This is a genomic window from Kitasatospora sp. NPDC092948, assembly GCF_044754805.1.
Taxonomy (GTDB): Bacteria; Actinomycetota; Actinomycetes; order Streptomycetales; family Streptomycetaceae; genus Kitasatospora.
The window spans coordinates 23,649-45,707 of the sequence record NZ_JBIVPU010000021.1 but is presented as its reverse complement, the minus strand read 5'-3'; the positions used below and the strand labels follow the sequence as shown (position 1 = coordinate 45,707).

The following is a 22,059-nucleotide window of genomic DNA, read 5'->3' as shown; positions in this document are numbered from 1 at the left end:
GGAATCTCCTTGTGCGGACGAAGCGCCTCCAGCTTTCCGAGTTCGCGCGGCGCGGTGTGCCCGCTCAGTGCAATAGCCGCGTGACGGGCATCACGCGAACGGCTGTTCCCCCGTCCACCCGTACGTCAGAGCTGCCGACCGACCCCCCGCAGCGCCGGGAGGTCGGTCAGCAGGATGCGCTTGCGCGCGGGCTGCACGCCGAACGGCCCGAGGTCGCCGAGGCCGGCGCTGACAGTGTTCCGGGAGACGCCGAGGTGCTGGGCCAACTCCTCGCGGGTGAGGGCGAGTTCGACCGGTTCGCCGGACGGCGCGGCGGACAGGTCGGCGAGGGTGAGCAGGGCGGCGGCGAGACGGGGCAGTATGTCGCCGCCGGCCCGGGCGAGGTCGGACTCGCGCAGCCGGGCGAGGGCGTAGCGGACCAGGACGGGGTACAGCCCGCGGGCGGCGACGAAGTGCAGGAAGGTCGGTTTGGCGAGCACGGCGACCGTGCAGTCGGTGATGGACAGCACGTTCGCCGAGCGGACGCCGCCGTCGAGCACGGCCACTTCGCCGAGCAGTTCGCCGGGGCCGCGGAACGCCAACAGGGTGAGTTCGCCGCCGCGTTCGTGTCGGAGCACCTTGGCCACGCCGCCGACCAGCGCCAGCACGTGCTGCCCCTCCTCGCCCTGCCTGAGCAGGGTGGAGCCGATCGGGTGGCGGCGCACCAGGGCGCCGTCGAGCATCGCCGACCAGACGCTTTCGCCCATCAGTTGGCGGAGCGTCCGATCGGTCGTGTCGTGCGGGAGCGGTGCGGCGGCCTCGGTCACGGGAAGACCTTACGACCGGGCGGACACTCGGCGTGGGCGATCGGTCACGGTCCGGGCACGGGCGGACACTCCCCCGCGATGTGTCTGCACCCGGCTGCCGTCAACGGGTGTTGACGCGGAATCGCGAGCTGCGTCCTGATTCGGCCGTTTCCGTGCGGCCCGGGCGGTGAAGGCCTTGTCTGCGCGACGGCGACGTCCGCCCGTCCCGCGCTTTCCCCGCCCACCGGAGGTGCCTGCCGATGACGTCCGACTTCGACCACTACCGCAAGCTGGCCGCGTTGCCGTTCGACGGCGGCTATCCCACCGACGCCACCGCCCGCACGTTGAAGGAGGAGTTGTTCTTCCAGCGTGCGGCGCAGGCGTACCTGTGGGCGCTGCCCGCGGTCAACGTGTGCGCGATGCGGGACGGGCTGGGGGGTGCGTTCGGGACCGGGTACCAGGTGATGTCGGTGTTCGAGCAGCGGCTGAAGCCGCTCACCGTCATCACCACGCCGAACTGCGACGTCATCTACGGGATGGCGTTCGCGGACCTGAGCGCGACGGGTCCACTGGTGGTGGAGGCCCCGGCGGGCATCCAGGGCCTGGTGGACGACTTCTGGCACCGGCCGCTGACCGGGCCGGTCATCGACGGGGTGCAGTACCTCGGCGACATCGGCCTGCCCGGCCCCGACCACGGCGCGGGCGGCCGGTACCTGATCGTCCCCGACGGGGCGGAGCCACAGATCCCGGGCGAGTGGGACGACTTCTACGTCTACCGCAGCCGGACGGACGGCATCTACTTCCTCTTCCGCGGCTTCTTCACCTCGGTGGACGACCTCTCCCCCGGCGTCGCGTCCATCGAGGGCATCCAGCTGCACCCGCTGCACGGCGCGGCGAAGCCGATGGAGTACGCGCACGCTTCGGACGTCCCCGTCGACGCCCTGTTCCCGCGCGACGGCTCGTTCTTCACCGCGCTCGACGCGTTCGTCCAGGCCGACCGGGTCGACCAGACCGACCCGTACATGCACGGCGTCCTGGCCGCGCTCGGCATCCGCAAGGGCCAGGTGTTCGACCCCGCGCCGCGTGAGCGCGAACTGCTGGACCTGGCCGCGCAGACCGGGTGGAAGACGGCCAAGACCCTGGCCGCCGAGTACGACCGCGAGCCGTACGCGCTGTGGTGGCCGGACCGGCAGTGGGTGGCCCACGCCAAGACCCTCCAGGACGACTTCTGGCACACCCTGCTGGACGAGGAGTTCCGCGACCGCACGACCGGGCACACGGACGTCAACGCCAAGGCCCACATGTTCGTCAACCACTACTCCATCAGCACCGGCATGATGAGTTCCGTCGTCGGCACGGGCGCCAAGTACGCCAACGCCTACCGTGACCACGACGGCGACCTGCTGACCGGCGCGAACAGCTACCGGATCACCCTGCCGCCCAACCCTCCGGCCCAGCTGTTCTGGTCACTGACCCTCTACGACGCCGACACCGCCGCAGAGGTCGACGCCGAGGGCCAGACCTTCTCCTCCCTCAACGGCATGAACGACATCGCCTTCGATCCCGACGGGTCGATCACCATCCACACCGGACCCGCACGCCCGGCCGGCGCCGCGAACTGGATCAAGACCGTGCCCGGCCACGGCTGGTTCGCCATCGTCCGCTTCTACGGGCCCGAGGAGGCCTTCTTCGACCGCCAGTACACCCCCGGCGACTTCGAGAAGCTCCCGACCGCCGACGCCTGACCGGCGATCACCGCCCCGACGAACCGCCCGGTCCCCCGCAGCGGACCACACCGTGACGACTGCCCGTTTCGCTCCCGAAACGGGCCCGGACGGCGACGAGTCCGCCTTCCGGTCGGACGCCGCGGAGAGGACCGGGCACCGGTCCGCCTCGCCTGAGCGTCAGGCAGCGGCGGTCGGAACGGCCGGGGGCGGGGTCCACGAGCCGTCGAGGACGGCGGGCTCCGGCCAGTAGGCGCGGATGTAGAGGGAGAAGACCTCGCCGGCGGGGGCGGGCAGCCAGTTGGTGGCCGCGTCGGCGGGCTGGTCGGCCTGGATGCGCAGGGTGAGGGAGCCGTCGGGGTTGTAGACCAGGTCGGTGTTCTTGGTGCCCAGGGAGTACCGGTTGAGGGAGTTGGGCGAGAAGAAGTGGTGCTGGTTGTAGAGGGTGAGCGACCAGAACCCCTGCACGGGCGGGAGTCGGTCGGCGGCGAAGGTGACGGTGTAGGCGCGGTCGCCGTCGAGGCGGTCGCCCGCTTCGTCGAGGTCGAGGTAGAAGTAGGCGGTTTCGTTGGGGGAGTTGACGAAGATGTTGGCCTTGGCCATGGCGGTGCGGGACAGGTAGTCGGTGCCGAACTGGGCTCCGTCGTGCTGGGTGGTCCAGTGGTTGCCCGCCGGCACCCCGATGTTGCGGAACTGGAAGAGCGGGCCGATCAGGTCCTTCTCCGCGACGACCGCGGTGTCGCGCAGCAGCGCGCCGTGGGCCTTGACGACGGTCGGGTCGTCGAGGGAGCCGATCCAGTCGTACAGCGCCTCCTCTCCCGGCCTGGCGGGCACTTCGGTGAGCAGGGCGGGCAGGTCGTCGAAGAAGACGGTCGGGTCGACCCAGTGGGTCTCGCCGTCGCCGCTGTCGCCGCCGAACGGGGGCAGGACCGGCGCCTGGGACCAGTCGGTGGTCTTCAACTCGCCGGTGAACTCGGCCAGCGGGTACATCATGATCTGGTTGATGACCGGCTGGATCGCGGCCCGGTCGGCGTCGGTGTCCCACATGAACACCCGCGGGATGACCGCCGAGACGGCCGTGTCGAACCGGAACACCCCGGCGATCCCGTCGGGCACCTGGCCGTCCCAGCCGGTCGGGGCCAGCAGGTACAGGCCCGGCGCGCTGCCGTACATCTTGCCCAGCGGCGCGTAGGACTCGGTGCGCTGGTCGACGATCTGGTACACCCAGAACCGGTCGCCGAAGTCGGGGACCTGGAGCACCGCCGGGCCGCTGGCGACCGTGACCAGGCCCATTCCGTACACGACGTCCTGGTTGGGGCAGGCGACCTGCCGCTCATCCGGGGAGACGTAGTCGTGCAGCATCGCCAGCTGTCCGGGCGGCGCGACCGGCATCACCCCGCCGGCCAGGCCCGGCTCCGGGACCTGCTCGAACAGGACGTTGCGGTTGTGCACGTTCTCCAGCGCCCAGCCCCACAGGTACGCCTGCCGCGCCAGCGACGCCACGTACTCGCGCGTCATCAACTCGCCCGGCATCGGCTTTCCGGAGTCCGCCATGGTCACCAAATCCCTTCCGCAGACGACTTTGGAGACCCCAACCTCCCGTGCAGAAGAAGCAGTTCACAAGAGGAACTCGGCGGCGCACGGGCGTGCACCCGGCGCACGGAGCCACTCACCACCGCCCCTGCCAGGGTCTGCCGAGGCGCGCCGCGGCGGCTGCGTGCCGGGCGGCGCTGACGGCGTTTCGGGAGAAGTCGAGGTGCTGAGTCAACTCCTCGCGGGTGAGGGCGGGTTCGCCGCTGCCGCGGAACGCCGACCGGGTGGGTTCGCCGGGGCCGCGACGGTTCGGTCACGGTCCGGGCCGGTGAATTCCCGGTGGCGGGCGGTCAGTCGCGTCCTGCGCCCAGCAGGCGAGCGACGGCGGCGGCGAGGGTGCGCAGGGTGGTGCCGTCGGTGGCCTGCTTGAGGAGGCGGAACTCGAACTCGGTGCGGCCGTCGATCCGTTTGAAGCGGATGTCCACCTTGGTCTGGAGCCACGCGACGACGGCGGCGAGGACGACGACGCCGGTCAGGGCGAGTTCGCCGCCGAGGCGGGAGTCGGCGGGCGGGTCGGCGAGGAGGTCGGCGGCGGTGTCGGCGCAGGCGGGTTCTTCGGTGAGGGTGGCGAGCAGGCGGCGGGCGGCGGCGCGGGCGCCGGCCTCGTCGAGGGGGGCGGTGGCGGCCTGCCCGTTGTGGTGGAGGAAGGCGGTGAGGAGGCGGGCGGCCTCCTCGTGGTCGAGGGCGGCGGTGGCGGCGGTGGCCGCGGCGGCGGTGAGGTCCTCGGTGAGTTCCTGGAGGGCGAGCAGGACCTGGCGGTCGGTGAGGCGGTCGGGGTCGGGCGGGGTCATCGGGTTCTCCAGTCTCCGAGCAGGATGGTCGCGGCCCAGTGGTAGGGGTGCCGTTCCCAGGGTTCGGCGGGGTGGTCGAGCATGGCGCACTGGGCCTGGAGCAGCGCCCGCCACGGGGGTTCGGTGGCGAGGCGCCGGTGGAAGTCGGCGTACAGGCGACGGGAGCTGGTGTCGTCGACGTCCCAGAGGGTGGCGAGGACGGTGCGGGCGCCGGAGGTCTGGAGCAGGCGGGCCAGGCCCTGGAGGTCGCCGGTGCTGTGCAGGTCCTGGCGGGCCGTCGAGCAGGCGCGCAGGGTGAGCAGGTCCGGGCGCAGGCCGGCGTCGAGGATCTGGCGGGCCGTCAGGAGGTGTCGCAGGCGGGTGCCGATGTCGACGGTGAGGGGGTACTTGCTGGGGCGTTGCCCGGCGTGGGCGAGGAGGAGTCCGGAGTCGAGGGGTTCGATCCGGTCGTACCAGCCGTGCCCGGAGAGGTGGGCGACGCGTGCGCCCGCGAGGCCGGTCAGGACGGTGTGCGGGGTGGCGGCGACGCCCCGCAGTTCGGACCTGCGAAGGCCGGGCCTGGTGACGAACTCGGCGTCGCCTTCGAGTCGTTGGGGGTCGGCGTCCTCGCGGGCGGCGACCCCGGCCACGAAGACGGCGGCGTCGGCGTCCCGGGTGCCGGGGTGCTCGCGCGCGGCGGTGCGCAGCAGCGCGGTCGCGTGGGAGACGTGGACGACGGCGTGCCGGTGCGCGAGCACCTGCGGGGGTTCGTCGGGGCGGGTGGGCAGGGGCAGCGCGGGGAGCGGGAGGGCCTGGAGGGCCGGTTCGGCGGCGAGGCAGAGGAGTTCGCGTCCGGTGACGTCGGGCAGGAAGGCCAGCAGGTGGGGTGCGAGGTCGTCGAAGAAGGCGAGGTCGCGCCGCCAGGGGCGGCGGACGGGCAGCGGGGGCAGTGGCGGGAACGCGTCGGGGTCGCCGTCGAAGGTGTGGCGCAGGCGCTGCGCGGCGTCGCGGACGGCGTGTTCGCCGAGCGGGGTGCGGTGGGCGGTGAGGCGGCCGGTGTCGGCGTGCAGGACGAACGCGACGGTGGTGTGTTCGCCGTGGAAGTACGAGACGTAGGCGCAGTGTCGGGCGTCGGGGTCGGCGGCGAGGTGGGCGCGCAGCCGGTTCAGGGTCGCGGGGTGGACGGCGCCGCCGGTCGCGTGCAGGGCGGTGTCGGTGCGGGCGCGGTACTCCTCGTGCAGGTCGAAGGCGAGTTCCCGGGCGTCCGCGCCGGCGGGGAGGGTGAGGTGCGGCCCGTGGTCGAGCAGCAGTCCGATCATCAGCGCGTAGCAGGAGCGGTGACGGGCGGTCAGGGTGGGCGTGTCCGACCGGTCGGGGTGCGCCAGCAGGGCGGCGTGGCGCTGCCGGACGAGGTCGAACGCGGCCTGCCGGTCGCCGGGCGCGTCGCGGCGCAGCAGGGCCCGGGCGAGGCGTTCGTCGATCTGCAGGCGGTCGGCGAGGTCGGCCGGGCGGTGCGGGCTCTCCGCGTGCAGGGCGCGCAGCGCGGACACTGCGCCGTCGTGGTCGCCGCTGTGCGCCCGGCGCTCGGCGTCGGCGAGGCGGAACGGGAGGTGGGCGGCCCAGTGGCGTTCGGTGTCGGGGAAGGCGGCGCGGAAGACGTCGGCGGTGCGCAGCAGCAGGTCGGCCTCGGGGGTGGGCAGCCGGGAGACCCGGGAGGCGACCAGGCGCATGCCGTACGCGGTGGCGTCGCGGTCGACGGTCATCGCCTTCAGCAGGGCCTGCGCGTACGCCTCGCCGGCCTCGCTGAAGTCGCCGGCGTCGGCGGCGAGGTCGCCGAGACCGATCCAGGCCTCTGCGGCGCGCAGCGTGCGGGGCTCCTCGGGCCGGCGTCGCCGGTGAGTTTCAGCACCCGGCGGTGGCAGGCGCGGGCTGCGGCAGGGTCGCCGGCGGCCCGGTACGCGGTGCCCAGTCGGCCCAGTGCCGTCGCCCGGTCCTCGACGCCGGCGCCCCAGGAGCCGGCGCGGGCCACCAGCCGGCGCAGTTCGCGCACGGCGTCGCGGCTGCGGCCCGCGTCCAGGTACGACTCGGCGAGCGCCAGGCGGACCGTCAGCTCGTCGGGCACCGAGCCGACCGCCCGGGCGGCGTCGAGGGCCCGGGCGAATTCGGCGCGGGCGTGCTCGTACGCGGCCTGGGCCCGGTACATCCGGCCGCGCAGGTGGTGCAGGCGGGTGCGCACCAGGGTGTCGGCGGGGTGGGTCAGGTCGAGGTCCAGCGAGTCGAGCAGTTCCAGGCCCTCCCGGGAGCGGCCGGCGTGGTGCAGCGCTTCGGCGATCAGCCACTGCACGCCGAGCAGGCGGCCGGCGGCGTAGGAGTCGGCCGCGAGGGTGCGGGCCGCGTCCCGGACGAGGTCGAGGGCGGCGTCCGGGGCGCCGGCCGCGATCAGCTCCTCGGCCTGCCGTTCGATGTGCTGCCAGGTGTCGGCGGGTTCCCGGGTGCGGAGCTCGTCGGCGGCCCGCAGGGCGTCGCGCCGGTCCTGCACCAGGGTCAGGTGGAAGCCGGCCAGCGCGGCCGCGCGGGGTTGCCCGTCGGCCTCGAACTGCCGCTGGACGGCGAGGAGTTCCTCGCCGAGCAGGTCGAGGTCGAGGTACTGGGCGTGCTGGAACAGCAGTTGCTGGGCCCGCTGGAGGTCCTCGGCCCCGAGCAGGAGGGCGGCGACCCGCCGCTCCCGCTCACCCACGGGGCTCCCCGGCGTCCGCGCCGACGGTGCGCATCGCGAGGCGGACGCTCTCCCGGTCCTCCTCGTTCCTGGAGGTGGTCAGGGCGAGCGCGAACTCCCGTCGGGCCCGGGCGTGTTCGCCGAGGCCCCAGAGGAACTGGGCGACGTGGAAGTGGGTGTGGTGGCCGGCGCCCGGGTCGTCGGCGAGGTCGAGGGCCAGCTGTCGGGCCTCCGCGTAGTCGCCGCGGCCGGAGGCGGCCCGGCCGTAGACCGCGAACAGCAGGGCCACCCGCAGCTGTTCGCTCTTCGGGTGGGCGGCCAGTTCGCGCCGCAGCTCGTCCTCCGCGCCCGGCTCGCCGCGTCCGGCCCGGCCGGCCAGGTCGTCCCAGCGCTGCTTCAACTCATCCGACTGGCGGCGGAATTGCGGGTCGGTGACCTGGGAGCGGAAGCCCTCCAGGACGGGCGAGTCGGGGGCGACCTGCTCCAGTTCCCGCAGGGCCTGGTCGAGTTCGTCCTTCCGGTCGGCCAACAGCAGGGACCAGACCAGGAGTTCGCGGCCCTCGGTGTCGTGCGGCGCCTCGGCGCGGATCCGCCGGGCCACGGCGAGCATCTCGGCCGGGTCGTCGCCGCCGCCGGGGCGCTTGGTGAGGGCGCCGAGCACCCGGCAGAGGTCCTTGAGGTCGCCGACCCGGGCGCGGCCCTGCGCCACGAGTTCGCGGTGGGCCTCGGCGCGCAGGTCCAGCAGCTGCCACTCGCGGTCCACCGCGGCACGGGCCCGGGCGAGTTCGGCGACCCGGCGTTCCACCAGCGGGCGCAGCGGGTCCTCGGGGCGGCAGCGGCGGTCGCACTCGGCGAGCTCGTGGGCGCACTCCTCGCCGCGGCCGGCCTTGAGCAGGCAGGTCGCGGTGTTCAGCCGCAGCCGGGTCTCCCCGGGGAGGTGGGAGAGCAGGATCCGCCAGAACCGCAGCGAGTCGGTGTACTGCCCGGCGATCGCCAGCCCGATCGCGTACCGCTCGACCGCCGCCGGGTCGGCCCCGGCCGCGGCCTGCGACAGCGCCCGCAGCCCCGCCTCCCGCTCCCCCGCCGTCCGCGCCTCGGCCACCACCCGCAGCAGCTCCGCGCCGGGCGTCGTCCCGTCCACCGCCCACGGCCAGTCGAGCCTGAACTCGCTCACGCTGCCTCCTCGTTCGCCCGCACCGGCCTCCATCTGAGCACAACGGCCCACGGCCTGTTGCCGGTTGACCCAAAACTCGGGAACGAACCGCTGGTCGGTGCCCGCCGGACGGAAAGCGACGAGGGCGGCGGGTGCCCGGCCGGACCGGACGGGCGCCGGACCGGACGGGCGCCCGGCCGGACCGGACGGGTACCGGGTCCGTCGCCGGGGTTCGCGGCGCCGCCGTGGGCGTCAGGCCGCGATCGAGGCGTCCCGGTAGAGCGTGGTGCGGAAGATCGCGGAGACCGTGGCCCCGACCAGGAGGGCGCCCGTCAGGACCAGGGCGGCGACCGCTCCACCGGTTATGGCGGGCCCCGGGCGGTTCGACTCCACCCCGAGCATGAACGCCACGAATCCGCCGACCATCGAGAGGAGCACCGGCAGCACGATCCACCACGAGCCGTACACCTGCCGGGTGAAGGTCTCGCGCAGCATCCGCGCCGACCGTCGGGTGCTCTCCGCCACCCCGAGGCCGTCGACCATCATGGCCGGCAGCGCCAGGTATGTGGCGAGGGCCCATCCGGCGCTGAACAGCTCCTTCATGATCCAGCCGACCACCGGGACCCGCTCCAGCTGCCGGATGGCCAGCAGCACCGTCGTGTTGAGCAGGCTCCACGCCAGCAGCGGCCGCCAGTGCCGCACCGCCCGCAGGAAGCTCGCGCCGATCCGGGCGGGCCCGCCCCGCAGCACGTCGTCGACCGCACAGATCATCGCACCGCTGCAGAGGGTGAGGACGAAGCCCGCCAGGAGGTAGCCGGCGCCCACGGTGAACACGTCGGAGGCGGACGGCGACGGCTCGGCCCAATCCCGGACGGCCGTCGGCACCACGACGCCGCCGACGACCAGCACCAGGGCGACACCGCTCAGCAGCGGGAACACCAGCAGACGGCGGTTGTCCCGCAGTATCCGTAGGGACGCGCGCACGGGCTGAACGGTACTCACGAACGGTCCCCCACTGGTGATCATGCTTCATCGACGCGCCACAGGGTACGCCACCCGCCGGCGACGCCCGACGGGCCGGTCTGCGGTCGCGGGCCGGTCGGCAGTGGCAGGTCGGTCGACGGTCCTGGGCCGGTCGGCGGTCGCGGGCTCGGCCCCCGTGCGCGGCGCGGAGCCGAGGAACGCCCGGGTCAGCGCAGCACCGACTCCAGGAAGTCGCCGCCGATCCGCGCGACCACCGGAAGGTCGAGCTGGTGGAGCAGGTAGCGGCCGCGCCGCCGGGTGGCGACCAGCCCGGCCTTCCTCAGCACGGCGAGGTGCCGGGAGGCCTCCGGGGCGGTGATGCCGGACGCGTCGGCGAGCTCGTTGGTCGAGTACGCGCCGCGCGCGAGGTGGCGGCACATGCTGATCCGCACCGGGTGGGTGAGCGCCTCCAGCCGCCGCACGATCGTCTCCGCCGAACCGGTGTGCCCGAGTTCGTGGGCGGCGGCCGGGTACTGGATCACGGGCTGCCAGCCCGGCGCGTACAGGGTGAACAGGTGCGGCCGGCCGAAGACGCTCGGCAGCAGGGTGACGGCGGTGTCCGCCCAGGTGCGGCCGTGCACCAGCTTGTCGACGACGATGCGGCTGCCGTGCTCGTCCTCCGCCAGGCCGAGCGCCGGGGACGCCGCCGTGAGCGCCGCCGCCAGGCCCTTGCGGCGCAGGAGTTCGGTCTTGTCCCGGGCGTCGGCGGCGAGCCCCTCGCGGACCCGCTGCCAGGTGTCGGCGAAGAACGCCCGGTCGCAGTCCTCCAGCAGGCGTCGGATCCAGGCCCGGGCGCCGGCGGGGTCGCCGAGCATCCGTTCCACGAACGCCGCCTGGCGCGGGCCGCGGGCCGCGGCGAGGTCCAGGGCGCGCCGCCGGGACCGGGGGTCGACCAGCGGCGACGGCAGGCCCTTGGGGTAGTGGCTGGAGCTGCAGGAGATCTCCAGGGCCGCGCCGACGAACTTCTCGTCGTCCATCCGGTCGAGGTCGTCGAGCTCCTCGGCGAGCGTCTCCCGGGGGCTGGCCGGCAGCAGGAAGTCGGAGCGGGTCGCCCCCCACATGAACTCGGCCTCCAGCAGCCGGTCGGCGAGGTCCGGCGCGAGCGCGGCGGTGGTCGCCGTCGTCCAGGCGTGCAGTCCGGTGTGATGGGCGGGCTCGGCCAACGCGTGCAGGGCATTGCCGAGTTCGGCCAGCGGCGAGGGGCGGAAGACGATCCGCTCGGGCGGCAGGCCGGTGATGTCGATGGTCACGCTCACCCGTCCATGGTGCCGCGTCGGCCGGAAAGACCCTCCGGTCGTTTGACGGGGGCCGTCAAACGACGCGACTGCCGGGCCGTCCCTGGCCCAGGGTGGGCGGGTGAACGCACTGCACCAGCACCTGCTCGACAGCTCCCGCGCCGCCCGGCACGGCGAGCCGGCCCCGCCCCTGCCCGGCACCCACGACGTCGCGGCCCTGCGCGCTGCCCTCGCCCACCACCGCGAAGCCCGCCGCGAAGCCCGCCGCCGCGAAGCCGATCGCCGCGAGACCCGCCGCCTCGAAGCCCGCCGCCGCGAAGCCGATCGCCGCGAGACCCGTCACCATGACACCCGTCACCGCGAGGCCGACCACCGCGAGGCCGACCACCGCGAGGCCCGCCGCCCGGCCGTCGGCATCCGCCGCCGCCTGCGCGACTGGCTCGGCCGCCCGTAGCGCCCGACCGCTGCCGGCTACGGCCTGCCGAGGCTCGCCATGGCCGCCGTGTGCAGGGCGGCGATGCCGGTGCGCAGGGTCGCGCCGACCTGGGGGCGGAACTCGGGCGAGTGGTTGGCGGGCAGCGCGGCGAGTTTCTGCGCGGCACCGGCGCCGGGCGCGGCGGCCCACTGGTCGGGGCCGACCATGCCGAGCATCCAGTACGCGGTGCGAATGCCGGGCACCCCGTGCAGGTGCTCGCCGGCCGGGCCGAACAGCGGGAAGTCCTCGGCGGCGAGCGCGGGCGGCCACTCGGCGACCCGGGCCGCGCCGAACAACTCCTGGTGTGCGGTGCGCAGTTGTGCGGCGAGGCCCGGGTCGGGGGTGTTGACGCCGGAGCGGGAGAGTTCCTCGAACTCGGGCTCGCGGGGGCAGCCGGAGGCGGTGGCCTCGCCGCGGACGATGCGCCGCACGGCGGTGCAGGCCCGCTCCAGGGATTCCTCGCCGAAGCCGCGGACGGTGACCGTCAGCACCGCCCGGTCGGGGATCACGTTGCCCTGGCCGCCGGCCTCCAGCGAGCCGACGGTGACCACCAACTGCTCGGCGGGCGAGGTCTCCTGGGCCACGATCGTCTGGAGCCGCAGCACGACGGCGGCGGCCGCCACCACCGGGTCGACGGCCAGGTGGGGTGCGGCGGCGTGGCCGCCGCGGCCGTGGATCACCACCCGCAGGGTGCGGCTGCCGGCCGTCACCGGGCCCCGGCCGTGGGCGACCATGCCGGCGGGCAGCGGCGCGGTGTGCTGGGCGAGCGCCACCGACGGCGGCTCGAACCGCCGGTAGAGGCCGTCCTCCAGCATCGCCCGCGCCCCCGACAGGGTCTCCTCGGCGGGCTGCCCGACCACCAGCACGGTGCCGCGCCAGGCGTCCCGGTCGGCGGCGAGTGCGGCGGCTGCCCCGGCGGCGCAGGCGAGGTGGACGTCGTGGCCGCAGGCGTGCATCACCGGTACCCGGCGGCCGTCGGGGGTGCGGCCGGTGGCGGTGCTGGCGTACGGCAGGCCGGTGCGTTCGGCGACCGGCAGGGCGTCGAGTTCGGCGCGCAGCAGCACCACCGGCCCGGGACCGTTGCGCAGGACGCCCGCGACACCGTGGCCGCCGATGCCGCGCGTCACCCGGTACCCGGCCTCGGCCAGCCGGTCGGCGAAGCGGGCGGCGGTGCGTTCCTCGGCGCCGGAGAGTTCGGGGTGGCGGTGCAGGTCGAGGTAGAGCTCGGCGGCCCGGGCGAGGTCGTCGGCGGACGGGACGGTGGTCATCGGGCGGGCTCCTGGTGCGCGGCGACGGGTTGTCAGTGACTTGTCAGTAGGGTTCGCCGGGTGCTGCCAGCGGCTCTCGATAGAACTGACGTGTGCGCGGCGGTGGTTCGCAGGAAACACCGCCGGCTCCTTCCGTCCCGGTCCGGCTGTCACGGCCGAACCGCCCCCCCCTGCACCGAAAGGAGAAGTGCCATGGCTGACACTTCGCTCGCGTCGCTGGCCCAGGAGATCCTGAACCTCGAGTCGGAGACCTTCGAGATCAGCGACTACTCGGACACCTCCGAGGTCATGCTGGGCTCCTCGACCTCCTGCTCGAGCACCAGCACCTGCTCCAGCACCACCAGCACCACCTCCTGCACCGCCTGAGCCTGCGGCGCAGTCGTCCGGCGGCCCTCCTCCCTCACGGGCGGGGGGCCGTCGGCCGTTCCCGACCGGCCCGGCCCGGACCGGACAGGACGGGACAGGACAGGACGGGACAGGACAGGACAGGACGGGCGCCTACGGGAACGGGTGCGGGACGAGCCGCAGTTCGTCCTCGGCGAGGTCGCTGTCGCGCAGCCCCGCGCGGCGCAACGCGGTGCGCAGGCGCGGCAGTTGAAGGGCGCGTTGGCGGGTCCAGCCGAAGTCGATGGGGAGCAGTCCGGGCACCAGGGTGCTGACGGTGTGCAGGCCGAGGCGGCGCTGTTCGGGCGAGGTCTGGTCGACCACGACGACGTCGTACCCGGCGTCGGTGAACCGGTCCCGGACGAACAGCAGGTCGTCGAGCAGGTCGGTGCCGCGCGGGCAGTCGGCGGCCCAGTCGGCGTACAGCTCGGCGGCGGGCCGGGCGGGGGCGGCGGGTTCCAGGTAGCTGCGGGCGTGCCGGGCCATCTGCGGCAGGCCGAACAGTGCGGCGTGGTCGGGCAGGCGGCGCACCAGGTCGAAGTTCTCGGCCATCGCGGCGAGTTCGGCGGGCCGTTCGCGGACCTGGCCGGGCAGGTGCGGGATGTAGGTGAGGATCTCGGAGACCGCGGATTCGACGGTGTCCTCGGGGTCGAAGCCGGCGGACGCGGCGAACGCGAGGGTGCCGGGGCCGCCGTCGCGGCGTACCGCGAGGGCGGTGACCACGGGGACGGCCAGGTCGATCCGGTTGTCGAAGGCGTGCACGTCGTAGCCGAGCAGCGCGGCCCGGTCGAGCATGGCGCGCAGCGCGGGGCCGGTGCTGGCGGTGAGGTCGATCTCGGGCAGCGGGGCGTTGCCGTACCAGCCGAGCAGGAAGGCGTCCCGTTCGACGAGTTCCAGCAGGCCGTACAGGATGGCCTCTTCGAGGCAGCTGCCGATGGCGCAGCCGTTGGAGCATTCGAAGACGAAGTTGTCGGCGGCGATGCCGGCGCTGTAGTAGCAGAGCCGGGCGGGCACCAGGACGGGCTTCTGGTCGCGCAGGGACCAGCCCTGCACCCAGGGGATCGGCCGGTCGGGGTCGAACGGGCCGAGCATCGGGTCTTCGCGGTAGGTGCGTTCGCTGTACAGGCCGCACTGCCGCGGGTCGAGCGCGGCGTCCCCGAGGTTGTGGTAACTGTCCGTCAGCATGGGGGTGTTGGAGCGCCGGTGGGTGCCCGCGTAGCGTTCCAGGCCTTCCAGGAAGGCGAGCGAGCGGCTGGCGCGGAAGGAGTTGGCCTGGCCGCTCCAGGTGACGTCGGTGAGTCCGGCGTAGCCGCGCATGAAGACGGAGCCGGCGACGGGGGCGGTGGTCGGCGAGACCACGTCGGACCAGGTGCCCGCGCCGAGCACGCCGCAGACCGGGTTGGCGAGCGCGGCCTCGGGCAGGTCGTACCCGTCGGCGGGGCGCAGTCGGCGGCGGTCGGGGGCGGGCTTGAGGCGGGAGTGCAGCGGCAGCACGGGCTGTTCGACGGCGGACGCGCCGTCACCGTCCGCACCGCCGCTGCCCGCGCAGGACGGGCAGAGCGGTTCGGCGAGCAGCGGGACGGTCTGCACCCGCAGGGTCTCCAGGTCGAGCCGGGAGACCTGCGGCAGCTCTTTCGGCGGGGCGTCGGCGGTGAGCCGGTGCAGCGCCCAGACGGCGTCCACGGCGTGGTCGGGCAGCGGGGGCAGGCCGGGGCCGGCCAGGGTGCGGGTGCGGCCGGTCTCCAGGGCTTCGCGTTCGGTGCGGCTGCGCAGGCGCTGCCAGCGCATGGCGAGGCAGGTGCCGCACGCCGCCGGGCCGTCGGGGTCGGCGCCCCAGGGGCCGATCAGCACGGTCTGGGCGGTGAGGTGGACGGTGGCGCGGGCGCGGCGGCGGGCGGCGGCGGCGGGTTCGGGGCGCAGCAGGTCGGTGCCGCCGAGGACGGCGACCGCGGGTGCGGGGCGGCCGTCGGTGGCGGCGCGTTCGGCGAGTCGCCGCTCCAGCCGGTCCCGGGCCGTTTCGAACGAGGCCTCGGCGGGGGTGGTCATCGGGTGCCTCCGGGGAGACCCCGGCCGGTCGGGCCGGGGGTGGGCAGGTCAGCGAGGGGTGCAGGGGTCGGGCGGTGGGTCAGTTGCGGTTGCTCCAGCGGAAGGTCTTGGCGGCGACCAGCGCGAAGAGCAGGGTGAAGCCGGTGAGGGCGGCGCAGTCGAGGAACGGCAGGGCGACGCCGCCGCGGCCGCCGACGGCGTCGGTGACGCCTTCGTCGAAGTAGCGCAGCGGCAGGGCCCGGGAGAGTCCCTGGAGCCAGCCGGGCATCAGGTCGATGGGGTAGAACGCGCCGGACAGGAACGCCATCGGGACCATCACGCAGTTGGCGATCGCGGCGACCGCCTCGGGGGTGTTGGCGAGGGTGCCGACGACCAGTCCGAGCGCGGCGAAGGCGGTGATGCCGAAGACCAGCACGGGCAGCGCGAGCGGCCAGGAGCCGGACAGGTGCAGGCCGAACGCGGCGAGCGCGACGGCGGTGAACAGCAGGGCCTGGACCAGGCCGGTGCCGAGGGCGACGGCGTAGCGGGCGCCGAGCACGGTGGGCAGCGGGGTGGGGGTGCGCCAGATCAGCCGCAGCAGGTCGTCGCGGCGCCAGTGCATCAGGGTGAAGGCGACGCCGAACAGGGCGGCGTTGCCGATGCCCCAGGAGAGCACGCCCGGGGCGATGTAGTTGATGTAGGACAGGCCGCCGTCGACCGCCTGGCCCTGGAAGATCATCCCGAAGACGATCAGGAAGACCAGCGGGAACGCGAAGGTGAAGATCACCGAGGTGCGGTCGCGCAGGTAGGCGAGGTAGCTGGCCCTGGTCACAGCGGTGTAGGCGTTCACGGTCGGTGCTCCGTCGCGGTTGCGGTCAGTTCGAGGTAGGCGTCCTCGAGGGTCGCCGTGCGGGTGGTGATCTCCTCCAGGTCGACCAGGTCGCCGAGGGCGAGCAGCACCTGGTTGGCGGTGTGGGTGGAGACCACCAGTTCGCCGCCCTCGACGCGGGCGCTCTCGACGCCGGGCAGGTCGCGGACGTCGTCGACGCCGAGCCGGTAGGCGGGGACGCGCAGGGTGGTGGGCGCGGACAGCGACTTGATCAGGTGTCGGGGGCTGTCGACGGCGAGCACGGCGCCGCGGGCGACGATCGCCACCCGGTCGCACAGCGCTTCGGCCTCGTCGAGGTGGTGGGTGGTGTAGACGATGGTGCGGCCGTCGCCCTTGAGGGTGCGCAGCACCTCCCAGAGCGAGCGGCGGGCGGCCGGGTCGAGGGCGGCGGTCGGCTCGTCCAGGAAGATCAGTTCGGGTTCGTGGATCAGCGCGGTGGCGAGTGCCAGGCGTTGGCGCTGGCCGCCGGAGAGCTGGTCGATGCGGCGGTCGGCCTGTTCGCCGAGGTCGACCAGGTCGAGGGCGCGCAGCGCGGCGGGCCGCTCCAGGCAGTAGAGCGCGGCGACGGTCTCCAGGTGTTCGCGGGCGGTCAGCCGGGTGAAGAACGCCGAGCTCTGGGTCTGGATGCCGAGGCGGCGCAGCAGTGCGGTGTTGCGCGGCCAGGGGGTTTCGCCGAGCACGCTGACGGTGCCGGAGTCGGGGGTGCGCAGGCCCTCGACGATCTCCACCAGGGTGGTCTTGCCGGCGCCGTTGGGGCCGAGGATGCCGAAGAACTCGCCGCGTTCGACCGTCAGTGACACTCCGTCGAGTGCCTGGACGGTGCCGTAGCGCTTGCGGACGCCGTCCAGCGCCACGGCCGCGTCGGGGCGGCTTTCACCTGTGCTCATCAGTGCTCTCTCCTTGCCGACATCACGTCACCCGCGCTGTTGTACGACTCGCTCGGTCTCTCCCGCAGGGCCCGCAGGGCCCGTCCCGCCGCCCACAGCAGCAGCGCCGCCGCCACGGCCGCGGCCGGCAGCCAGCCGGCGAGCGGGCCGAACCAGGCCGCCAGCAGGGCGCTCGCGGCGGCGAGCAGGCCGGCCGCCAGGGCGGCGCAGCCGAGCGCGTAGCCGCCGTGGACCAGGCGAAGCCGCCTGGGGTAGCGGCGCAGTTCGGTGCGGTCGCGGCGGATCGCGGCGCGGACCGCGACGGCGGCGAACCTGCGGCTCTCGGTGGCGAGTTGGAGGGTGTCCAGGGCGTAGCCGAGGGCCTTGTAGCCGTCCAGCGGGGGCAGCGGCAGCAGGTTGCCGAGGGCGACGGCGGTGCCGAGCAGCAGCAGTCCGCCGAGGAACGGCCGGGCCTGTGCGTGTGCGGGCAGCAGCGCCCAGGCGGGGTAGAACGGCAGCAGGAAGACCAGGTTGGCGATCGCGCCGGCGGCGGCGGTGACGATCTGGTCGCGGCGGCGGGCGAAGAACCGGACGTCCTCGACCTCGCAGTACAGGTAGGTCATCGGCAGCCGCCAGCGCAGGCCGATCTCGCCGATCCGGCCGCCGTAGGCGCGGCCGACCAGGCCGTGGGCGAGTTCGTGCAGCGCGAGGCTGGTCCACAGCAGGGTCCCGGCGGCGAACAGGGCGACGGGGTTGTCGGCCAGCCGCCCGGTTTCGTCGATCAGGGTGGGGAGTTGGACGGCGACGGCGACCAGCAGCGCGGCGACCAGGGCCAGCAGCGGCGCCAGGACGGCGCGGCGGCGGGCGAAGCCGGTGGCGTGGTGCAGGGCGTCGAGCAGCGCGGGCGCGTCGGCGACCAGCTTGGCGCGGCCGCTCAGCAGGCCGGAGCGGGGCGGGGCGGCGGGCTTCGGCGGCACCGGGACGGGGGCGTCGACGAGCAGGCCGCGGGTGTACAGCAGGCCCATCATCTGCTGCCACTGCGGTTCGCCGAGCCGGGCCCGGAAGTGCTGCGCGTACTCCTCGCCGACCTCGGCCAGGGTCCGGGTGCCGTCGAGCCGGGCGATGATGAAGTGTTCCTTCGGCCCGATCTCCAACTGCCGTCCGCCGACCGGGTCGTGCACCAGGTGGACGACGGCGGCGCCGCGCCGCAGCGGCCGGGCGATCCGCAGGTCGGGGCGGATCGCCGGCCGCAGCTCCAGAAGCCGGTGGCTGCTCACGTCGCCGCCGTGGGCTGCGGCTCGCGCAGGGCGCGGGCCAGGATGTACGAGAGGAACGCCTCGTCGCGGACGGTCACCGACAGCCGGTTGTTGGTCATGTGCGCGTACGGGAACAGCAGCATCGGCAGCGCCTCGGCCGGGTCGGTGACGGTCAGGTCGCGGGTGCCGTCCCAGGAGCGGAAGACCAACTCGCCGCGGCGCGCCGACTCGGCTGCGCGGTCGCGCAGTTCGAGGCAGTGGTCGGCCCAGCCGCGGAGCACGGCGGGCAGCCGGTCGGTCGCCCGGTCGGCGATCGCGGTGCGGATGGCCCGGTACCTGGCCGGCAGGGTGTCGCCCATGCTGGCGTAGGCGCGGTCGTAGCCCTGCTGCGCCGTGTAGTTGGTGCCGGCGAACGAGCGGTTCCAGAACGCGTGGTAGCGGTCGAGGAAGGCCAGCAGGTCGTCCTCGTCGGGGAGGAAGCAGGCCGTCATGGTCATCATCAGCTGGGTGGCCAGGCCGAGCACCACGGTGCGCAGGTGCAGGTTCATGCTGCGGGTGGCTTCGATCACCAGGTCGCTGGAGTGCTGGAAGTGCCACTCGGCGAGCTCGATCCCGGCCGGGCCGCCGTACTTGCCGTACTCGGGCTGATAGGCCTCGCGGCTGAAGGTGTTGTTCTCCCGCAGCTTCATCTTCCCGTCCGGGCCGACCAGTTCGGCCCGTTCGTCGGAGCTGAACTCCAGCTCGAACATGGTGTTGTAGAGCTCCGCGAAGAAGCTGTCCTCGACCTGGTAGAGCGCGGGGCGGCGGCGCAGGAACTCGGCGACGGCGGTCTCGGCGCGCTCGCGCACCTGCTCGGCCGCCTCGGGCGTGGCGGGTCGCAGCCGCAGCCGCAGGTGCGGGCCCTCCACCCAGTAGTTGATGAAGAAGTACCCGGCGAGCAGGCCCTCTTCGGCGAGTTCGGCGACCAGTGGGCGCACGCACTGCAGCAGCAGCGGACGCGGGCTCGCTGCGTAGAAGACGTGCAGCGCGAGCCAGTCGCCCGGGGTGCGCGGGGACGACGGCAGGTCAGTCATGGTTCGGCTCTCCTCGCCCGGTCTCGATCGCTTGCTCGGCCGAACCCCCGCGCTGCCCCAACGGCAGTACTTCCAGGGCGAGTTCGGCGACGTGGTGCCCGTGCGCGGAGCGGACGTGCAGCGCGTCCTCGCCGGGCAGCATCTCCTCCAGCACCAGCCGCCCGACCCCGCCGGACAGCAGCCCGTCCAGCGCGGTCGGGGTCAGCGGGCTCGCGAAGTCCACGTACTGGGGTTTGGCGCCCCCGAGGGGGACGCCGGTCCCCTCGGGGTACGCCCGGGCGAACACCCGGACCGGCAGACCGTGCCGGCGACGCCAGCGCTGCCACTCCAGGTATCGCTCCGACTCGGGTACTCCCGGCGGGAGTTGCGGCAGTGCCGCGGCGGTGACGGTCCAGCTGCGCCGGTGCAGCACCAGGCTGCCGTAGCGGACCCTCGGACGGCGGGAGACCCCGGTCTCCGCGGCGGCGGCGGGCACGCCGCGCCACAGTTCGGGCGTCACCCGCGAGGTCGGCGAGAACAGCAGCAGGCTGCGCGGGATCTCCGGCAGCACCATCGGCACCAGGTAGCCGAGGTAGACCGGGACGACCTCGACGCCGAGGCGACGCGAGCGCAGCACCAGCCGGTCGGCGGCCGGGTCGTGCTCGACGTACAGGTCGTCCAGGTGGATCTGCGCGTCCTCGGGCGCGGTGCTGGTCTCGCCCGGGCACACCAACTCGTAGTCGGTGAGCCGCGCGTGCAGGTTCAGGTTGGTGGTGGCCGCCCCGGCGGTGACCTCGGCCAGCACCGCGCCTTCCGGCGCCACCGCGCGCAGCGTGGAGCGCAGCCCGGCCGGCAGGGCGGCCCGGTCGTCGTCGAAGCAGTGCGTGAACCGGGTGAACGGGAAGCACAGCCCGCCGTACGAGTGGTTGAGCACCACCAGCGGCTCGGCGCCGCGCGCGGACAGCTGGACGAAGTGGCTGTGCGGCGCGAACCCGCCGACGCCGGTGCCGAGTTCGGCGGCCACCGCGTCCAGGTCGGCGCCGGTGAGCGTCACCTCCTCCGCGTCGTCCGGCAGTTGCTCGGCCAGGTCGCGCATCCGGCGGGCCAGTTCGGCGCGGGCCCGGTCGAGAGCGGTGATCTGCGGCTGGCCGAGCCAGTTCTCCTCCGCCGGGTAGCCGCCGTGTTCGGCCTCGCCCGACTTGGCGGCGGTGAACTGCAAGTACTGGTTGAAGATGTCCTCGTGGAAGTCGTGCACCAGTTGCAGCAGGTCGTCGCTGCGGCCGCCGCGGCCGTGCCGGGCCAGAAAGAAGCCCTTCAGGGTGAGCCGTTGGGCCAATCCCAGGTCGAACACCGGGAGAATCCTGGCGAGTTCGGCCAGCGGCTCGGCCGCCAGCCGGGCCCACAGCCCCGGGTCGGCCGCCACCTGGCCGGCGGCGACGTCCTCGTACAGCAGAGTCTGCGGGACGGCTGCCCGCTCCTCCCCCAACTCCAGTTGGATCGACTCCAGTTCGGCGCGAATCTCGGCCAGCAGCGCCCGCCGGGCGGGGACGTCGCCGGCCGGGTAGCGCTCCAGCGCGGCGATCGGCCCGGCCAGCCGGTCGGCGACCGCGCCCGCCCAGGGCCGCTCCAGCGAGCGCAGCGCCCGCTGGAAGGACCGCAGCGGGTCGCCGGTGTGCACGTCGGTGGCCAGCAACGGCAGTTGCAGGATGCCGACGTCCAGCAGCGCGGCCAGGTACCGCTCCGCCTCGCCCGCGTCGCCGTCCGCGCCGAGCTGCGCGGCGAGTTCGGCCGCCAGCTCGCCGAACCGCAGCTGCGGCCGCTGCCGGAACAGCTCCAACAGGCGTTCCAGCACGCCGCTCAGGCGCAGGAAGAACAGCCGGTCGCGGGCTGCGTCGAAGCTCACCGCCGCGCCGGCGTCGCCCGCCGTCACCGAGCGCCGCACGTAGCGGACCCGGTCCTCGGTCAGCTCCATGCCGGAGGCGGGGGTCACCGGCAGGTCCGCGCGGCGCGCCGGATCGGCGGCGACCAGCTCGGCGAGCCGGGCCAGCACCACCACGTTCAGCCGCGGGTGGCCGAAGCGCCCGCCGCCGAGCACCACCTCCGGCCCGTGCACCGCTTCCCCGAGCATGCCGGCTGCCGCCTCCGACCCGTCCGCCGCCTCGCCAAAGGCGCCGATCGCCTCCGGCCCGTCCGCCGCCGCCGCGAACGTGCCGACGGCCACCGGCGTGAAGGTGCTGAACGGGCTGGTCTTGCACGCCGTCCGGTACAGGTACGACAGCAGCGAGCGTTCCATCTTGCGGGTCCGCTTGTCGGGCGCGGCGCTCGGTGCGCCGATGCCGTCGAGCCGGGCCTCCAGCGACGGCGAGGCGAGCAGCAGGCCGAGGCGCAGCTCGTCCAGGTTCGCCAGGCGACGCAACTCGGCGCGGGTGCGGACGAGTTCGCGGTCGAAGGCGGGCCCGCCGGTGGCCCGCAGCTCGGCCAGGCGCTGCCGGGCGGGCAGCCACTGGGCGAGCAGTTCGGCGGTGTCCGGGTCGAGACCGGCGACCAGGTCGAGGGCCTCGGCGGGCCGGTCGGGCAGCCGGTTGTTGAACACCCTGCGCCGCAGGTCCAGCACCCGGCGGCGGCCCTCGGCGTCCGGCGCGAGTTTGACGAGCGCCGACAGCGGGTCGCCGAGCCGGGCGCCGAGGTCGGCCAGCCGCTCCTCCTCGGCGGCCAACTCCTCGGCCCAGCCGAAGACTTCGTCCGAGCGCAGGCCGTGCACGGCCTCGACGGGCAGTCCGCCGGCGCGCAGCATGAAGCGGGGTCCGAGGACGGACGCCCGGCCGGTGGGCGCCGCGCTCGCCGC

The 22,059-nt window shown here is 74.2% G+C and carries 18 protein-coding genes; 3 read left to right on the top strand and 15 right to left on the bottom strand.

The features are described from left to right. Positions 1-125 precede the first annotated feature (125 nt). Positions 126-806, bottom strand: coding sequence for a Crp/Fnr family transcriptional regulator (locus ACIQF6_RS34370; RefSeq protein ID WP_400902316.1), 681 nt, complete (start codon positions 804-806; stop codon positions 126-128). A gap of 239 nt (positions 807-1,045) precedes the next feature. Here ACIQF6_RS34370 and ACIQF6_RS34365 point away from each other — a divergent pair, with 239 nt between their 5' ends. Next, a complete protein-coding gene (locus tag ACIQF6_RS34365; protein WP_400902313.1) occupies positions 1,046-2,530 on the top strand; it encodes a DUF1214 domain-containing protein in 1,485 nt (494 codons plus the stop codon). 159 nt (positions 2,531-2,689) lie between these two features. On the opposite strand, the gene ACIQF6_RS34360 is transcribed toward ACIQF6_RS34365, so the two are convergent. The 7 genes from ACIQF6_RS34360 to ACIQF6_RS34330 all read right to left on the bottom strand — a co-directional run bounded on the left by ACIQF6_RS34360 (position 2,690) and on the right by ACIQF6_RS34330 (position 11,020). Beyond that, positions 2,690-4,063 (bottom strand): DUF1214 domain-containing protein, encoded by a 1,374-nt coding sequence (locus ACIQF6_RS34360; RefSeq protein WP_400902310.1) that lies wholly within the window; start codon positions 4,061-4,063, stop codon positions 2,690-2,692. A 329-nt stretch (positions 4,064-4,392) separates the two neighbouring features. Further along, entirely contained in the window at positions 4,393-4,893 is a 501-nt protein-coding gene (locus ACIQF6_RS34355; RefSeq protein ID WP_400902307.1) for a hypothetical protein, read from the bottom strand. Continuing rightward, positions 4,890-6,635, bottom strand: a complete 1,746-nt coding sequence (locus ACIQF6_RS34350) for a CHAT domain-containing protein (protein ID WP_400902304.1) — start codon at positions 6,633-6,635, stop codon at positions 4,890-4,892. Before ACIQF6_RS34350 ends, ACIQF6_RS34355 begins: the two co-directional genes overlap by 4 nt. A gap of 5 nt (positions 6,636-6,640) precedes the next feature. Continuing rightward, positions 6,641-7,609, bottom strand: a complete 969-nt coding sequence (locus ACIQF6_RS34345) for a hypothetical protein (protein ID WP_400902301.1) — start codon at positions 7,607-7,609, stop codon at positions 6,641-6,643. After that, a complete protein-coding gene (locus ACIQF6_RS34340; RefSeq protein ID WP_400902299.1) occupies positions 7,602-8,762 on the bottom strand; it encodes a type IV pilus biogenesis/stability protein PilW in 1,161 nt (386 codons plus the stop codon). Before ACIQF6_RS34340 ends, ACIQF6_RS34345 begins: the two co-directional genes overlap by 8 nt. Before the next feature lie 231 nt (positions 8,763-8,993). Next, the gene (locus ACIQF6_RS34335; RefSeq protein ID WP_400902296.1) at positions 8,994-9,725 is read right to left on the bottom strand and encodes a DUF6159 family protein; all 732 of its coding nucleotides are present in this window, start codon (positions 9,723-9,725) and stop codon (positions 8,994-8,996) included. Between the two features lie 206 nt (positions 9,726-9,931). Further along, the gene (locus ACIQF6_RS34330) at positions 9,932-11,020 is read right to left on the bottom strand and encodes a DUF5937 family protein (protein WP_400902293.1); all 1,089 of its coding nucleotides are present in this window, start codon (positions 11,018-11,020) and stop codon (positions 9,932-9,934) included. 100 nt (positions 11,021-11,120) lie between these two features. On the opposite strand from ACIQF6_RS34330, the gene ACIQF6_RS34325 reads away from it, so the two are divergent. Then, the gene (locus ACIQF6_RS34325) at positions 11,121-11,453 is read left to right on the top strand and encodes a hypothetical protein (protein WP_400902290.1); all 333 of its coding nucleotides are present in this window, start codon (positions 11,121-11,123) and stop codon (positions 11,451-11,453) included. Between the two features lie 17 nt (positions 11,454-11,470). Here the strand turns inward: ACIQF6_RS34325 and ACIQF6_RS34320 are convergent, their stop codons facing one another. Further along, on the bottom strand, positions 11,471-12,742 hold the full coding sequence (locus ACIQF6_RS34320; protein WP_400902288.1) for an amidohydrolase: 1,272 nt from the start codon (positions 12,740-12,742) through the stop codon (positions 11,471-11,473). Positions 12,743-12,934: 192 nt separating this feature from the next. Here ACIQF6_RS34320 and ACIQF6_RS34315 point away from each other — a divergent pair, with 192 nt between their 5' ends. Continuing rightward, positions 12,935-13,108 carry a thiazolylpeptide-type bacteriocin gene (locus ACIQF6_RS34315; protein WP_073810233.1) on the top strand — a complete coding sequence of 58 codons (174 nt, stop codon included), beginning with the start codon at positions 12,935-12,937 and terminating at the stop codon, positions 13,106-13,108. 132 nt (positions 13,109-13,240) lie between these two features. Here ACIQF6_RS34315 and ACIQF6_RS34310 read toward each other — a convergent pair whose 3' ends face one another. The 6 genes from ACIQF6_RS34310 to ACIQF6_RS34285 form a co-directional block, all read right to left on the bottom strand. Then, a complete protein-coding gene (locus ACIQF6_RS34310; RefSeq protein WP_400902283.1) occupies positions 13,241-15,172 on the bottom strand; it encodes a TOMM precursor leader peptide-binding protein in 1,932 nt (643 codons plus the stop codon). Between the two features lie 79 nt (positions 15,173-15,251). Continuing rightward, a complete protein-coding gene (locus ACIQF6_RS34305; RefSeq protein WP_400902280.1) occupies positions 15,252-16,001 on the bottom strand; it encodes an ABC transporter permease in 750 nt (249 codons plus the stop codon). Then, positions 15,998-16,927, bottom strand: coding sequence for an ABC transporter ATP-binding protein (locus tag ACIQF6_RS34300; protein WP_400902277.1), 930 nt, complete (start codon positions 16,925-16,927; stop codon positions 15,998-16,000). Before ACIQF6_RS34300 ends, ACIQF6_RS34305 begins: the two co-directional genes overlap by 4 nt. Further along, positions 16,927-18,183, bottom strand: a complete 1,257-nt coding sequence (locus ACIQF6_RS34295; RefSeq protein ID WP_400902274.1) for a peptidase M50 — start codon at positions 18,181-18,183, stop codon at positions 16,927-16,929. The genes ACIQF6_RS34300 and ACIQF6_RS34295 overlap by 1 nt, the downstream gene beginning before the upstream one ends. Further along, entirely contained in the window at positions 18,180-19,235 is a 1,056-nt protein-coding gene (locus ACIQF6_RS34290; RefSeq protein WP_400902271.1) for a lantibiotic dehydratase C-terminal domain-containing protein, read from the bottom strand. Before ACIQF6_RS34290 ends, ACIQF6_RS34295 begins: the two co-directional genes overlap by 4 nt. Then, positions 19,228-22,008 carry a lantibiotic dehydratase gene (locus ACIQF6_RS34285; protein WP_400902414.1) on the bottom strand — a complete coding sequence of 927 codons (2,781 nt, stop codon included), beginning with the start codon at positions 22,006-22,008 and terminating at the stop codon, positions 19,228-19,230. Before ACIQF6_RS34285 ends, ACIQF6_RS34290 begins: the two co-directional genes overlap by 8 nt. Positions 22,009-22,059: the final 51 nt, after the last annotated feature.